This window comes from Achromobacter sp. MYb9 (assembly GCF_002975275.1).
Lineage (GTDB): Bacteria > Pseudomonadota > Gammaproteobacteria > Burkholderiales > Burkholderiaceae_B > Achromobacter.
Genome location: NZ_PCOQ01000045.1, coordinates 1 through 15744, shown reverse-complemented (window position 1 = coordinate 15744; position 15744 = coordinate 1). Strand labels below are relative to the sequence as shown.

Genomic DNA, 15744 nt, shown 5'->3' with positions numbered 1-15744 from the left:
TCGGTATTGCCGCGAGAACGGGGTTGCGCACGTCCTTCACTCCTGAATAGTCTGCGGCCACGGACTTGGTGGACCAAGTGATCGATTTTCCCGTTTGTCGAGAGGTTGTGCAACTTTTGGCTCTCGTATGCCTTGAACCAGTGGCCGGCGCTCACGCGCTACGTCGATGGCTGCCGGCTTAAAGCGACATCACCCCAAGCGTGACACACGAAATTGAACCTCCAGAGGCGAAATCCGGCTGGAGACCGCACCAGTGCTTGTATATCGGAAATCCTCGATTCCCAAACTGGATGACGCAAATCCCAAGTTAGATGAATTGTCGGAGTTCATTGAAAGTGGAAACTCGACATTTTTTAAAACATGGACTTAGCGAAATTTGGTTCATTCACTTTGGCCGCACTGGTTCATTGAACATGGCATTCTTCCCCAGAAAGTTCATTGAACTTGGGTGATGATTGGGACCATCACATCGCGAGGGCCCCCATGCCAGTGCGCCTGCCCTACCCTACAACGGCTGTGAGCTCGACGCGATTGACGAACGTCTGCCAGCGGCCGATTCTGTTGAAAAACTCGATTGCGCGTCGCGCTTGGTCGCGCTTACAAGGCCGATGACCTGGCGGCTTTCGCCATTTTTTCGATTGGAACCGGGTACTGATGCCCGGTTGCCTTGTTAATCGGTGGGTTTCGCCTCAACTGGGCGCACCTGTGCCCTGAATCGGTGGCCCCGGAGAGGTAAGCATCGCAAGACGACGTAGGTTCTGAACGGCTGCTGCAAGCGTGAATTCGTCTGCTGCACCAGTAAGTCCGCGCAACCGCAAGCGGTCGATCTTCAAAATACGTTTGAGGTGTGCAAACAGCACCTCGACTTTCTTTCGTTCGTGACGTGAGCGCTGGTACTGCACAGTGGCGCCGATACGCCTGGCTGCATCGCGTGCATCCTCGTGAATGCTGCGAGCGATCTTGCGCATCGGCGTATTGGGGCAGCATTGCGACTTCATCGCGCACTTACCGCAGTCCGTTTTGCTGGCTCGGTAGATTACGGTGCCCGCCTTGGTGACGTGAGTGCGTTCGATCTTGAACATGCGCCGCTCGCTGCGCAGTGCATGCCCCTCGGGGCAACGATATTCGTTGGCCTCGCCATCCCATTCGAAGTCGCTGCTCGATAGACTGTCGTCCTTGCGCTGGGTTCTGTCCCAGACGGGGACGTGCGGCTCTATCCCCTTGTCTTGCACCATCCACGCCAGCATCGGAGCCGTGCCGTAAGCGGTATCGCCGATGAGCCGATCAGGGATGATGTCGAATCGTTCCTCGACGCGATCCACCATCGTCTTGGTAGAGTCCACTTCTGCGGTGCGATGTGCAGGGGTGGCTTCGACGTCGAGGATCACGCCATGCTCGGTATCGATCAGATAGTTTGTCGAATAAGCGAAGAATGCGGGACCGCCAGGGGCGGCCGTCCACCGTGACTGCGGATCGGTCAGCGAGATTCGCCGGGGAACGGCTTGTTCGAACGCTTCGTCGTCGAGCGCTTCGAGATACTCGCGCACGGCACGCGTGCTGAGTGCGGGGTTCGACCAGTCGGTGGCCTCACTGGCAGGAACACCGCGCTGGCGGTTCGCATCAGCAGCCACGACGCTGGCATCGACAGCGAAGCCTTCGCCTTTTACTAGGCCCGCAGCCATGCAACGACGGACCACTTCATCGAACAACCAGCGGAAGGTATCGCTGGCGCGGAAACGTCCATGTCGGTTCTTGGAGAAGGTCGAGTGATCGGGCACTGCATCCTCGAGGCCGAGACGACAGAACCATCGATATGCAAGATTCAGTTGAACCTCTTCGCACAGACGACGCTCGGAGCGGATGCCGTAGCAATACCCAACGATCAGCATACGGATCATAAGTTCGGGGTCAATGGACGGACGGCCCGTATGGCTGTAGTGCTTCGCCAGGTGTTGGTGGAGTTCCTTCAGATCCAGACAGCGATCGATGGCTCTAAGAAGATGGGTCGGCGGAACGACGTCTTCAAGGTTGAAAGCGTAGAACAGCCGCTCTTGCCCGCTCGCTTGATGACCCATCATGTCGGTGCTCTCCGAACTCGTTGGCGCTTTGCAAATTCTGCCAGACGACCGAGACGGCCGCGAGTTTTTCAACAGAATCGGCCAGGAGCGGTCAGCCATGGCAAACTTTCGAGCGACGGCTTCAGATTGAAAGCGGAAGTTCACCAACGACTACTTCTCGGAAGGCTAGTGGCGGACAGCAAATCCAACCAACCGCTCCCCGGAGATTCAGGAAGTAAACATCTGGTCGTTGGGGAGCATTTCATGTTTTCCGTCGAGCGTGGGCTGAGGCCGCCGGGATTTCTCGCTGCCTCACGTTGTGCAATCAACCTAGCTCAGGCGTTTAAAACGCTTGGCTGATCCGCCCATCTTGGGAATGCTATTTTGAGCCGCTCGACCGTGTGACGCCACTTTGGCGTAGTCGGCTGGCAAACTGTGTTCTGATTGCCGAAGAGGCCCAGTTCGCTCACCGCTCTGCTCTCGGGAACTGTGTCTAGCCCCCGAACCCGAACAAAATGCTCAGCAAGCTCCGGATCATTGGCAGTGAGGCGGTACTTGTCGGAATGCTTGAGCGCAAGCAAAGCAGGTTGCTCACCGCTTTCCGTCTGCACCTTGAAATCCTTAGCTGACTGTACTGACTCCAGTACGACTCCGACCCCGACATAGCCTTTTTTTTGGGATCTTCACCCAGACCCGGTCACCTGGCGACAGGAGTTTCAACGTCTGGCTGTACCAGCTGCCACCGCCACCACTGACGTAGCCGAAGCGTTGGGCATCCTCCCAACTTCGAGAAGTGGTGTCACCGAAGGACACATAGAACTTACCGTTCCACGGTTCCTTGTCGCCCTTGACCGTGGTGGTGGACGCTACGTTGGCCTGGGTTTCGCCGGGATCGATGAGCCAGGCCCGACTCAACAGCTTGTCTGCGCCATGCTCGAAGACTTGGAAGAACACGACGTTGATCGCGATGTCCCGCGCGTTGAGGTAGCCAATGATGCGCTCGGTGTGAGGATCCAGCTCGGCCGCCACGATGATGATTTGATGCGACTGGTTGAGGGTCTCGTCGTCCAGTTCGACGCCGAACAGCTCCTGGAAGGCTGCGTTCAGGCTCTTGCCGCCAGAGAACCGCTGGAAGATCTGTGCCACGCGGTCCGGCGTCAGTTGCTCCACCCCCGAGGCATAGTCCAGAGCTTGGGCGATGATTTCGCGCGGCGTGCGGTCGCGCTTCAGCTCGATGAGCACCAGCGAGGCATCCGGCGCAATCGCCAGCAGGTCAACGCGCCCACCATGCGATGTGACCTCCTGGCGACCGATGAGCATCCACTCGCTGGATAGGATGCGAGGGTCCCGCACGATCATGTCTTCGAGCTGCTGCTCGATGGTAAGGCGGCTGGAGACGAGTGATGCTGGCTGTTCACCGACTCGCCAGATAGCGTGATGGATAGGCATGGCTGAGGAACCTCGACATCGGAATGGCTTGGTAGGTCTTACGGTGCCTAGCCAAACACCTGTGCGCACACCACTTCCGACCCGACCTTACGGATGCACGCCTCGGCGACCGACGAGAGCTCACTCTCGTAGGCCACGCGCTTCTTCAGATCCATGACGATGAGCGCACGTTGAAGCTGCTTCAGTGCCAGAGGCTCGCCTGCGGCCGCGGTATAGCTAGCCAGCTTTTCGCGGCACTCCTTCCAGACATCTGCGCGCTTGCTGTTCAGTCTGTCTAGGCGATTCAGGCCGATGACCTCGATCGTCGTAACGACACGCCCCCTGTCCTCCTCGTCGGTCCCGCCACTCGGCACAGCTTGGCATCCGTCCTCGTCCATCTCGAAGCTGATGAGCCGAGCGTCGTCAGTGGTCGGATCCAATAGGGCAGGAGCCTCCAGGCGCAGGCTGTCCGCTACATCGGGTGTGGCTCGGTAACCACCTACCAGCGGGAAGACGTCGTTTTTCTTGACGTTGATGAGTTGCCCGCAGATTCGATAGTTCTGCCATCGAAATGCTAGCCACCAATAGCCGGGTTCAGGATTGACGCGCCCGACGTCAGTTACCCGGCCTTTGGGACGGTAGTGGTCGACGTGGTAAGCAGACACTCCTTCCTGGGCCTCGCTGTACCAGCACTTGTTGTGAAACAGGCCGAGCAGCCAGTCGCGGATTCGCTCGTCGCGCCAGAGCCTCTGCTTGGTGTCGATGATTGTATCGCGCTCAGCCTCAGTCTTCGCATCGGCAAGTGCAGCACATGCCGCCTCCGCTTCAGCGAGCCACTCAACCGGCGGCAGCTGATCGTTAGGAACGTGAACTTTGCGCATCGATCAAACCCCTCCTTTCTTCAACAGGCGAGCCAGCTCGGCCAATTCGTCTTTGCGCTCGGACGCGACCAACTCTTTGATGATCGACTCTGCCAAGGCTTCTTGCTCCGCAAGCTCCCCCGGCGTCATCAACTTGTTGATGGGTTGCGACTTGGCCTTGTACATCTTCTCGACGAAAAGCTGATACATCGGGTCACGATACTCACGAGAGAAGCCGAGCTCTTCCAGATAGCGCCGAAGTCGCTGCAACTCGCCTTCTTCTACCGAAGTCAACCCGTCGCCCGACTTCTTGGCGATCAGCTCATTGCGCCGTTGCAGATCATCCAAAGTCTGCGGATCCAACGTCGACGGCAAGCCAAACAGCTCGCTCTTCAATAGGCCCGCAACGCCCATGCCTTGAGGGTGCTCGTATGGCGACTGAACCACAGTGCCGTCTTCCTCGCGGAGAAGGATATGAACTTGTTCGCGCCGGAGGCTTCCCACCATCATCGGGTCGTGAGTCGTGATAAGGATCTGCGATTGGCCCTGGCCCAGTTTGCCGGGTTCGGCGCCCAACACCCCTTCGATGTCGTCGAAGTACCGCAACTTCCAAACCGGGTTGAGATGCGTGTCCGGCTCGTCAAGCAGGAACAAACAGTGGTCCTCGCGAGTGATGCGCATGAGCCCCAGCACGGTCAGCAATTGCAGCTCCCCTTCCGACAGCTGCGTGAAGCTCACCGCACCGCCGTGCTCGTCGCGTTTCTTGACGGTGATGCGCACTTCCTCGATCAGATCGCCGATGTAGGCGCCCTCGGCGTAGCGGAAGAAGCTGTCGGTGCCGCCAACCAGGCGACCCAGTTCCTGCAGCTTGGCCTGGTTGGCCACATACAGGTAGAGCTGGCGCTGTTTCTCGGTGCGACCGCGGAAGTCGATTTGCTGGGCCACTTCCTGCTCGATGGGCGCCCAGGCCACTTGCCACAAGCTGTCCAGGAACTCGCTCACCACACTGCCGCGAGCAAACCAGAAGCGCGGGTCGCCCTCGTTCAACTCGACCTCGTCGAACTTGCCATGCCGGCGCTTCTCGCGCAGCCGGTACGGCTCCTTCAACACAAAGAGAGCCGACTCCAGCGACTCGATGTGCAGGTTCTTCAGCACCTTCTGGAACACCGGGTCGTCCGACAGCAGGCAGGCCAGCAACACCAGCTGGCTGTGCCCGCCCCGGCAATAGAACAGGCGGCGCAGGCGGTCGTCGCCGGCCTGCTTCATCCGCGTCTCGCGGCGCTGCTTAGCTTCCTCAATGGCGCGGATGTCGGCTTCGGTGCCCTTGAAGTTGGTCAGCACCTGTTCTGGCAAGACCTCGTCGGTGGTTATGTCCTGTAGCCGGTTGAAGCGCTTCTGATGGTCCTGGAACAGCGCTTCGATGCGCTCGTTCCGCCCCGAGTAGTACGCGAACACGTGTGCGGGCAGCAGGCGCGGGCCGCGGCGCTCGTCGCGTGGCGTCTTATCGGGCGGGTCGTTCTTGTTCAGGTAGTCCTGACTGACCCGGTCGCCATCGACCCACACGAACGGTCGGCGCTGTTTGGACAGATCGGCCTGGATGCGCACCACGTGCCCGCGGATCTCGTATTCCAGCGTGTAGTCGAACGCGGCGTCCCGGTCTAGATCTACGTCGCGGAAAATGGTGATCAGCGCCTCGATCAGGTTGGACTTGCCTGTACCGTTCTGGCCGATCAGCGCGTGGCTGCGGATGGCCTTGGGGGCTGCCGTGCTGTCAGCACCCGGCCGGGGTTCGAGGTGGGTGGCGAAGTCGATGACCAGGCCAAGCAGGTTGCGGAGGTTCGGGATCGCTAGGTGTCGCAACTGCATGCTCAGGCTTCCGCTGTTTCAACGGGCTTCGCGCGCACCTCGGCCACCGGAGGCTCGGTGATCCAGCCGTGTGCCACCTCGGTCTTGAGCTGCGCATAAAAGGCATCGATCTCACCGCCGAAGCGCTGCCACAGATCACGAGCCGACATCTCGCTTTGGTTGCGAGCCAGCAAGGTGGCCAGCGGAGCAAGGTCCTTGACGTCTGGCAACGTGCCCAAACGAAGCGGCGCGATCAGTTCCGTTTGGGGTGCTTTCAAAGGGGACTCCTCTTCTGCATCGACAGAAATGCCCGTCAGTGCAGCGACGGTGGTGGTGGCAAGGTTTGCAGCAACTCGAAGACTATTTCCGACGCGGTCAGCTTGGTGGCCGCACAGCTCGAATAACCGGTCAACGATTTCGACAATTCGGTTTTGCTCTTCGCGTGGAGGAACGGGAACCATCAAGTCTTCGACGTCACCGACGCGGAGATGCTTCACCGTCATGCCAATGGCAGCCTCGATCATTCGAGTCTGGAAACTGGGGCTTTGGATCACATACAAGAGGTACCGGCTGCTGAACAGCTCTGGAAACAACCGGATCAGCATGGTGCGCTGCCCGAGGCAAACGCGCTCACCTTCAGGGACGATGGCCGCTTCCCCCATGGGCGCTTCACGTGTAAAGAAGATGTCGCCAGCCTTTGGGGGCATGCGCCGAGCCCAATAGGCATAGGTTTCTTCGGAGATCTTCCGCGTCTTGGTCAGATCCATCCGCCCATCACGAATGTCGGTCGTGCGGACAAGGTGAATGCCTGCGTCCACATAGGGCGCGGTCTTGTTGTGACAATCCACGACAGCCTGGGACACTTGGAGCAACGATGCCCAACACCAATGGGGTGGCAGCGGTGCAGTGGGCACGGTGATCTGTTGCGTGCGCAACTTCTTCAGCATTGCCACTGCTTCTTTTTTTTCCTGTTCTTTCGCTTCTTCCGCCCACACAAGCCTGGCGCGTGCGATGTTGTCGATTAGCGCTGATGCAGGGGTAGACGCCTTTGGTACCGGCAACAGGCGTCCACTCACCGCGAGGTCGAGCACCAAGGCCTTGAAATCTCTCACATCCTCGGGTTGACTGAACAAGCGCCCGAAGTGGGCTTGTAGGCGTTGCCAGCTCTCTTGCAGCTCGTGCGGGCTCTCGGCGCCGGCCAGGGCCTGCAGGGTGGACCGACGCAGGGCGTTTTGCAGCTTGCGCCGGTTTTGCTGCTGCCTCTCCAACTGGTCGCACAGCGCCATCAGTTCATTGACCTTGGCGACGATGAGCACCTGCTCATCGACAGGAGGTAGCGCAGCCGGCAGGGCAAGCAGCTTGTCCTGCTTGATACCTGCAACGGTGGTCCCAGTCCCTTTGACTTCTCGGGTCTTGTAAAGGATCAGAAAGAAGTCTGGATTTACCTCCGCTGGTAACTCAAGAGCTTTCAGATCCTGATTGATGGCCATTGCCACCCTGTTGATGGCAACTTTTCCCAGCCCCATACGGGTACAGACGATGACCCGCCCTGCCGGGATGAGGTTCGACGAACTGTTCCGAAGTCCTTCCTCTGTAATGTGCTCCTCCGTTTCATCAAGAAAGCTGAGGTTCTTCAAATCTTTCACGCTCGCCCATGGGATGTCGCCATTCCAGTACCCCGGTTGGTTCTTGGACGGTGTGCCCCCACCCGTGATAGTGAGTGCAATGTCACCAAGCCGGCATAAGCCCCAATGAGATGAGGCCCTGATAAGACTGGGAGAAACAGGGGCCTGTTTGGCAATGACCTTTTTCTTGTCCGCGTGCTGTCGCTTCTGTTGAAGAATTCGCTCCAGGAGTGGAGCTGCGTTTTCTGGGACTTCGATCTTGAGGAGGTCCCCCGACACAGCAAGATGCAGGACCAACTCCCGCAGGCGTCCTACACCCCCAGGCGCATTCACGATATGGCCGAACTCGGCCGAAAATTGCTGCGCGTCCATCAGGCTTCGTCTCCGCAACGGTGGCTCAGCCGCGCGCGCGCCAGGGCGACGGCTTCGTGCAGCTTGGCTTCCGTCAGTGCGCCGCTCATGTCTGGGGCTCCTCCGCGTCGTCCTCGGCGTTGAAGTGGTGCGCCAGCGCGCCCGCCAGTTCGGTTTTTAGTTGGTTTTCGGTTTCCTGGATCTGGCCGAGCAGGGCTTTGTATTTCTCCAGCAGCACGTCAGGGTCGTGAGTTTCCTCGTCGGGCGCTTTGGGGTTCTTCAGGTCCAGGTTGTAGATGGGCCAGTAGATACGGTCGCCCGCGACCTGGGCGTCGCGGGCTTGCAGGCGCATGCCTTCGGCTTGCGGGCGCAGCGTTTCGATTTCGTCCTCGACCGCTTTTCGCTGCTGGGGGTCGGTCACGCCTTTGATGGACGCAGCTAAAGCGCGCATCTGGCCTTCCACCGCGCTGGCCTGGTTGTTCAGCGCCTCGGCGCGGGTCCAGTGGGGCTGGGCAGCAGACTCAGCCTGCTCGCGCTTGGCCTTGAAGTCGACCTTCCAGGCGCGTTCGTTTTCCTCCCGCTCAGCGAAGCCATTGGCCTCAATGCCCCACCAGTCTTGCAGCGGTTTGAACTCTTCAAACCGGATGGGCTTGGTCTTGCTGTAGCTCTTGTAGCCCGGCGGGTAGGGGTGTTCGTAGAACCAGATGCTGTCGGTGTGGAAGCGCTCGGTGCCGTCGTCCACCTGCTCGCCCTTGGTGAAAAAGAGCAGGTTGGTCTTGATGGTGGTGTAGGGCGCGAACACGCCTTTGGGCAGGCGCACTATGGTGTGGAGGTGGCAGTCGCGCAGCAGCATGCGCTTGAGCGTGCCTTTGATGCCCTCGCCAAACAGAAAGCCGTCGGGCAGCACCACGGCGGCGCGGCCTTTTTCCTTGAGCAGCTTCTTGACGATGAGGGCCATGAACATGTCGGCCGTCTCGCGGGTGCGCAGATCGGCCGGGTAGTCGCTGCCCACGCCGTCGTCTTCATAGCCGCCAAAGGGTGGATTGGTGATGATGCAGTCCACCTTGTCGTGCACGCGCCATTCGTTCCAGCCCACGCCCAGGGTGTTCTTGCGTTCGATTTGGCTGGGCACGTCGATGCCGTGCAGCAGCATGTTGGTGGTGCACAGCAGGTGGGGGAGCTGCTTCTTTTCGATGCCGCGAATGAGGTCTTCGATGGCGGCTTGGTCTGCTGCCCCGGATTTGCCGGTGATCTGGTGGCGGAAGTGGTCGATAGCCGCGGTCAGAAAGCCGCCTGTGCCGCAGGCCGGGTCCATGACGGTTTCACGCTTGGCCAGGCTGGGGTTCAAGCGGTCGGCCATGAACTGGGTGATGGCGCGGGGCGTGTAGAACTCCCCCGCATTGCCGGCACCGCGCAGGTCGTTGAGCAACTGCTCGTAGACGTCGCCCAGGTTGGCGCGCACGGTGAAGTCGTCAAAGTTGATCGCCTCTTCCAGCTTCTCGATCACTGCGAGCAGCTGAGTGCCGGACTTCATGTAGTTGTTGGCGTCTTCAAAGACGCTGCGGATCACTTGGTACCGCGCTCTGGACTTGGCATCTGCTTTGGCGGGAATGCTCAGGTCTTTGAGCAAGGGGAACAACTGGTTGTTGACGAAGCCAATGATCTCACTGGCTGCGATCTGCGGCTTTTTCTTGCTGTCGGCGTCGGTAACGTAAGCCGCCCAGTTGCGCCAGCGCAGCTCGCTGGGCAAAGGTGACTTGTATTTTTTCCCCTCGGCCTTGGCGTCGCCTTCCCACTCTTGCTCGCGCTGGTCGAAGACCTTGAGGAAGAGCATCCAGGTGAGCTGACCGAGGCGCTGAGCGTCGCCGTCGACGCCGTCGTCCTTGCGCATGATGTCCTGGATGGACTTGATGGTGCTGCTGAGGTTCATGTCGGTTTGTTGTTCTATTCGCCTGCCGTTAGTGGTCAGGCCTGCTTCTTGTTGCATTTTACGTCGTACAGGGCTTGTTCAAGTGCCTGAACCGCCTGGGTGTATTGGTCCGCGCCGCCAAAGATGCCGCGGCGGATTTGGGTTTTGCTGCCGAATTGGTCGAACGGCGGCAGCTCCAGCACCTTGGCGTCTTCGATGTCCTGCACGCCGTGGTCAGCGAACTTGTCAAGCAAGGCCTCCAGCACCGCGCGGGCCTGTTCACCATACCGGCCGAACACGTCGCGCTTCTTGACGTTGTTGGCGCGCTCGCATGTCATGGGCTTACTCCAAAAGCACCAAGAACTTCGTCGCAATCGCCTCAGGTCGAATCGCGCGGCTACCTTCAACGCGATGCAAGCGAACCAAGCCATGGGCTTGCAGGTTCTTCAGGGTTCTGGACAGGTTGCTTGGTGCTCGACCGGACAACTTAGCCAGTTCCGCAACTGTCTGCGGTTGCGCCAAACTCATCGTCTTTAAGAGCTGTCTGTTTTCGTCCGAGAGGACGCCAACTAACTGCCGCCATGTGTCGAACCACACGATCGGCCCCTCAGTGAGAACACGCCCGTCAGACGAGTACTTGTTACGGATACCGATGATTGTGCGCATTCAGCAGTTCCAAATTGATGCGGAATCATATCAGGCGAAGATAACTTTTAACGGATGGCTGACGTCGGATCGATAAATTTTGGGTGAGCAACCTCTCTTGCATCGAGCACGGCACGACTTATGACAAGAGTCCATGTCAGTCGCTGCTGGTCACGATGTGATGCGGCTTGCGCTTAGGCGGTCTGGCATCGAGCTGCGGGACGGCGATGGTCCTAGTTCACACCTGACGTCGAGCGACTGCTTCCAGGAAGTCGAATTAGGCCTGCCTAGAGCCGCAATCGCTGCATTGCAGCCGATCAAACTGTCTCGCCCAACCGCCGTAATGGGTCGGAAGCGGTCTGCTGGCTCGAGGTACTTTCCGCCTAGGTTACACACATTTGTCAGGCGCCAACTTGAGTGAACCAAAAATCTCAAGTTGAAAAAAGTTCGACGGCCAAATGGACACCCGCGGCGCGATACGCACTACCAGTAGTAATTCAGGCTAAGCATGGTTTCGCGTTCCATGCCCCGGAACGTGTAGGTGTAGTACCGCTTGTCGAACACGTTGTTGATGTTCAGGGCGACTCGGTAACGCGGCGTCTCGTACGCCACCGCCGCGTCAACCAGCGTGAAAGCCGGGTTGTACGGCGTGGAGCCATCCGATGCCGTGTTCAGCGGCGCCTTGCCGCGATAGCGCACACCGCCACCCAGCATCAGGCCCTGGACCTGATGCGGCCGATAGTCCAGCCACAGGCTGGCCGTCTGGCGCGCGGTTTGCGGCGTCTGACGGCCGACCTCGCCCGGCCGGTTGCTCTTGGTGGTGCGCGGGTCCAGGTACGTGTAGCCGGCCATCACGCGCAGTTCCCGTGTCAGAGGGAACTTGGCTTCAAGCTCCAGGCCCGTCGATCGCACCTCGCCTGTCTGCACCTGGAAGCGCGGGTGATCCGGGTCCTGCGTGGTCACGTTGGTCTGGCGTATATCGAACACCGCCGCGGTGAACAAGGCATCCGTGCCCGGCGGCTGGTACTTCAAACCCGCCTCGTACTGCTTGCCTTCGCGCGGCTTGAAACCGCTGCCATCGAACTGCTGGCCGGTGATCGGATCAAACGCCGTCGAATAGCTGATATAGGGCGCAAGGCCGCTATCGAACAGGTACAACAGGCCTGCGCTGCCCGTCGTCGCCGAGTCCTTGATCTTCGGTTGCGTGGTGCTGCTGCGCGTCATCGTCGCAAAATCGCGGCGCAGGCTGACGTTGCCCACCCAGCGGTTCCACTTCAGCTGGTTCAGCGTATAGATACCGGTCTGCTTCACCGCGCTTCGCGATTTGTCCAGTTCGGGCACCGCCACGTCCTGGCCATACACGGGCTCGTAGATGTCCAGGTTGGGCACGTCCCAACCGAATCCCAGTCCATCGTTCTCCTGATAGCGCACGAAGTCCACGCCCAGCGCGAACGTGTGCTGCACGTCGCCCCACACCACGTCCTTCGACGCGCGGCTGTCCACCGCGAAAGTCTGGCCGTGCGTGCGCTGCGCCAGGCTGCCGCGCGTTACCGTGCGCTTGTCGTCCAACAGATCCATCGCGTAGATATGGCGATAGTCGATGTCGATTTCTGAATAGCGCAAGTTCTGGCGCAAACGCCAGCCGCTGTCCGTGTCGTGTTCGAAGGCATAGCCGATGGACTTGGTGTCGCGGTTGAAGCGGTCAAAGTCCGGGTCGCCCGCCGTGCGGTGCAGCGGCAAGTCCGCAATCTCGGGATAGGTGTACAGATTCGGCCACCAGCTCTTGGGCGTGCCGCGTTCCTTGGAGTACGTGCCCAGCACGGTCAGACGCGTCTGGTTCGTGATGTTCCAGAGCACCGTCGGCGCCACCGACAGGCGATCGTCCTTCGACCCGTCGGTGCGTCCGTCACTCTTGCGGCCGGTCATGTTCAAGCGGTACAGCACCTTGCCGTCTTCATCAAACGCACCGCCCAGGTCCGCCGTGACCTGGCGGCGGTTGTACGTGCCATAGCTGATGCCCACACTATTGATCTGATCCGGCGTAGGCCGCTTGGACACCATGTTGATCACGCCCCCCGGCCGCCCCTGACCGTACAGTACCGACGCCGGCCCCTTCAGCACTTCGATGCTGTCCAGATCGTCCAGGCTGTCATTCCACGAGCCATACGTGCCCGCCGACAACTGCTTCAAGCCGTCCTTGTAATAGGCGCTGCCGTCGCTGAAACCCCGGATCACGGCGCCCACCATGCGCACGTCGCTCGACCCCGATACCTCGGTCTGCACCCCTGCCGTGTATGACAAGGCCGCTTCCAGATTGCGCGGCGCCTGCATCTTGATCTGCTCTTGCGTCACGATGGATACCGAACGCGGCGTTTCGATCAGCGGCACATCCAGCTTGCCGCTGGCGCTGGACAGCGCCACATAGCTGTCCGCCGTGCCCACCGCCACGCCGCGCACGGTCACCGGCTCCAACTGCGTGGCGCCCATGGAGGGCTGCTTCAACGACACGTTGCGACCGTCGCGCGTGAACGCGATATCGGTGCCTGCCAGCAAGGCACGCATGGCCTCGTCCGGGGTCAAGCGCCCCATCACCGCCGGCGCATTGCGTCCGCGCACGGTTTCGGGAAGATAGAAAATCACCAGCGAGGCCTGCTCGCCCAGCTGAATCAGCGCATCGCCCAGCGGTTGCGCGGTGATGCTGATCTGCACCGGCGCGGTCTGAGCATGCGCCATCACAGGGATGGCGCCACACGCCAGCGCCACGGAAATGGCCACGGCATGGCATCCGGCGCCCAGCCCCTGCCATGCGGTCTTGCGCGCCGACTTCGCGCGCTGAATCACTTGCTTGTCCATGATGAGAGAAAAATTCCAGTACAACTGCCCGCGCGAAATGCGCCCGACACCCTTGGCCAACGGTCGCTTCCAGGGTCGAGATCGACGTCTCGTGAACTACCCCGTCAAGGGATAGACGTCGCAATCGGAAAAATTCCGGAATGATTCTCGCTAAATAGTTTGAAACAAAAAATTACGTTGCAATGAACCGGTTCATTGCGGTGCCAGCACCCTGCCCCCATTCGCCGGATACAGCACGATCACGGGCGCAATCCGGGGCAGCACGGCCAGCACGGATTCAGGATCGTCGATGGGCAGCGTGCCGGCCACGCGCAACCGCGCCAAGCCCTTGTCTTCAATCCTCAGCGGTTCGTGCAGATAGCGGTTCAGCTCGGCCACCACCTGCGACAACGGCGTGTCGCGAAACACCAGCCTGCCGCGCTGCCAGGCGGTAATCGCCGCCACGTTTTCCTGGTGCGGCACCGCCAGGGCCTGGCCCGGCGCCAGGCGCAGCACATAACCGGCCGTCAGGTTGCGCGTGCTGCGGTTCCACCACGCGCCGGCGGTGAACGCCACGCTGCCTTCTTCCACCGCCAAGGCCACGGCATCGCCGTCGCGCCGCACGTTGAAACGCGTGCCGGTGACGCGCACCTGCGATTGCCCCGTATGGACGGTGAACGGACGGGCCGCGTCGGGGCTGACCGTGAACAGGATCTCGCCGGCCAGCAGCTCGACGTCGCGGCGGTCCGCGTACAGCGCGATCTTGGCCCGCGTGTCGGTATTCAGTTCCAGCAAGGAGCCATCGGGCAGCACGAAACGATTGCGCTCGCCCTTGGCCGTGACCAGCGTTTGGGTGAAGTCCGGCTCGGGCGCCCACAGGCGCGGGCCTAGCACGCCCGCCGTCACCAGCAGCGCACAGGCAGCCGACAAGCCCAGAGCAAAGCGGCGGCGGTGGGGTTGGACGAAGGAAGATTCGGATCCGGATCGGGCCTTGGGTTTAGCCCCGGATTGGGGCTTGGATTCGGCTTTGGATTCGGCCAGCGCCAGCAGCTTGCGCAGGTCGGCCTGGGGCACCGTATCCGTCACGTGCCACGCCGCCCACACCGACTCGTATTGCCGCGCGTGCTCCGGGTCCGCCGCCAGCCAAGCGTCGCGCGCGCGCCGGGCGCCGGCGTCCAGCGTGCCCAGCCGTTCGCGCGTCACCCAGGCCACAGCCTGGTCACGCGGCGAATCCGACCGCGGGTTCGTATCCGTTTCAGTGCGGGGCATGATCTTGCAACCGGTCGTGGATGTGCGCCAATGCGCGTCTCATGTGCTTTTCCACCGTGCTTTGGGTCAGGCCGAGTTTCTGCGCGATCTCGGCCTGCGTATAGCCCTCAAGCTTGTTCCACAAAAAGACTTGCTGGCACTTCAGCGGCAAATCAGCCAGCGCCGTCTTCAAGGCGTCCACCAATTGCGATGCGCGAATCGCGGACTCGGGATCGGACTGTACCGGATGTTCAGCGTCGGGCAATTCGTCCAGGCTGACCTGCTCGTGCCGCGACTGGCGGCGGAACTCGCCATTCAGGCGGTTCTGGCTGGCGCCGTATAGATAGGCCTTGGGGTCCAGCACGGCCGCATCCCCATTGCGCAGCATGTTCGCCACCACATCCTGCGCCGCATCCTCGGCATCATGCCGGCTGGCGCCCCGGCGCGTCCACGCCCCGATCAGCTCGCGATAATGGGCGAGCCAACCTTTGTTGGAGGACGGGCGACCGGGCATCGGCAGGCGAACGTGATGATGTTAAGAAGGCCAGCATTATCGATCATGATTCTCATTACCACAAATGCACTATCGTTGAATGAACTCCGACCAGTGCCTTTCCATGATCTGCAAGGGCCGACTAACGTTGCCTACCTACCAACTTGAATGAACTTTTCGGCCAGAAATCCAAGTTGAGTGAACTTTTTGGGCAAAAAGCCAACTTGAATGAACCAGAGAACCGTCATGGTAAGAACGTTGATCCAGAGCCCGCTGCACGTCAAATTTTGAAGCTCATCGACCAAATCGGGCTGCGACCCGCATGGACAGGGCATCGACACATTTGCCGTGCGCCAACTTGAGTGAACCAAATCTCAAGTTGAATGAACTTCGACATCGGTATTGCCGCGAGAACGGGGTTGCGCACGTCCTTCACTCCTGAATAGTCTGC

At 60.3% G+C, this 15744-nt stretch carries 11 protein-coding genes and 1 pseudogene; all 12 read right to left on the bottom strand.

Features of this window, described 5'->3' with window-relative positions:
• Positions 1–155: pyridoxamine 5'-phosphate oxidase family protein (locus CQ050_RS31360; RefSeq protein WP_146121080.1), on the bottom strand; the 155-nt coding region annotated here is incomplete at its 3' end.
• Positions 156–689: 534 nt separating this feature from the next.
• The gene (locus tag CQ050_RS30335) at positions 690–2078 is read right to left on the bottom strand and encodes a transposase (protein WP_105560528.1); all 1389 of its coding nucleotides are present in this window, start codon (positions 2076–2078) and stop codon (positions 690–692) included.
• A 600-nt stretch (positions 2079–2678) separates the two neighbouring features.
• Positions 2679–3506, bottom strand: a complete 828-nt coding sequence (locus CQ050_RS30330) for an endonuclease NucS domain-containing protein (protein ID WP_199196967.1) — start codon at positions 3504–3506, stop codon at positions 2679–2681.
• Between the two features lie 47 nt (positions 3507–3553).
• The gene (locus CQ050_RS30325) at positions 3554–4366 is read right to left on the bottom strand and encodes a hypothetical protein (RefSeq protein WP_105560527.1); all 813 of its coding nucleotides are present in this window, start codon (positions 4364–4366) and stop codon (positions 3554–3556) included.
• 3 nt (positions 4367–4369) lie between these two features.
• Positions 4370–6211, bottom strand: a complete 1842-nt coding sequence (locus CQ050_RS30320; protein ID WP_105560526.1) for an AAA family ATPase — start codon at positions 6209–6211, stop codon at positions 4370–4372.
• A 2-nt stretch (positions 6212–6213) separates the two neighbouring features.
• Entirely contained in the window at positions 6214–8187 is a 1974-nt protein-coding gene (locus CQ050_RS30315) for a restriction endonuclease subunit S (protein ID WP_105560525.1), read from the bottom strand.
• A gap of 85 nt (positions 8188–8272) precedes the next feature.
• The gene (locus CQ050_RS30310) at positions 8273–10096 is read right to left on the bottom strand and encodes an N-6 DNA methylase (protein ID WP_105560524.1); all 1824 of its coding nucleotides are present in this window, start codon (positions 10094–10096) and stop codon (positions 8273–8275) included.
• A gap of 35 nt (positions 10097–10131) precedes the next feature.
• Positions 10132–10428, bottom strand: a pseudogene (locus tag CQ050_RS30305) (type I restriction-modification enzyme R subunit C-terminal domain-containing protein); the annotation flags it as partial.
• Positions 10418–10741, bottom strand: a complete 324-nt coding sequence (locus CQ050_RS30300; protein WP_105560523.1) for a MarR family transcriptional regulator — start codon at positions 10739–10741, stop codon at positions 10418–10420. The pseudogene CQ050_RS30305 and the gene CQ050_RS30300, both read right to left, overlap by 11 nt.
• Before the next feature lie 462 nt (positions 10742–11203).
• Positions 11204–13573 (bottom strand): TonB-dependent siderophore receptor, encoded by a 2370-nt coding sequence (locus CQ050_RS30295; protein WP_105560529.1) that lies wholly within the window; start codon positions 13571–13573, stop codon positions 11204–11206.
• A gap of 192 nt (positions 13574–13765) precedes the next feature.
• Positions 13766–14821 carry a FecR family protein gene (locus CQ050_RS30290; RefSeq protein ID WP_105560522.1) on the bottom strand — a complete coding sequence of 352 codons (1056 nt, stop codon included), beginning with the start codon at positions 14819–14821 and terminating at the stop codon, positions 13766–13768.
• Positions 14808–15314 carry an RNA polymerase sigma factor gene (locus tag CQ050_RS30285; protein WP_105560521.1) on the bottom strand — a complete coding sequence of 169 codons (507 nt, stop codon included), beginning with the start codon at positions 15312–15314 and terminating at the stop codon, positions 14808–14810. Before CQ050_RS30285 ends, CQ050_RS30290 begins: the two co-directional genes overlap by 14 nt.
• Between the last annotated feature and the right edge of the window lie 430 nt (positions 15315–15744).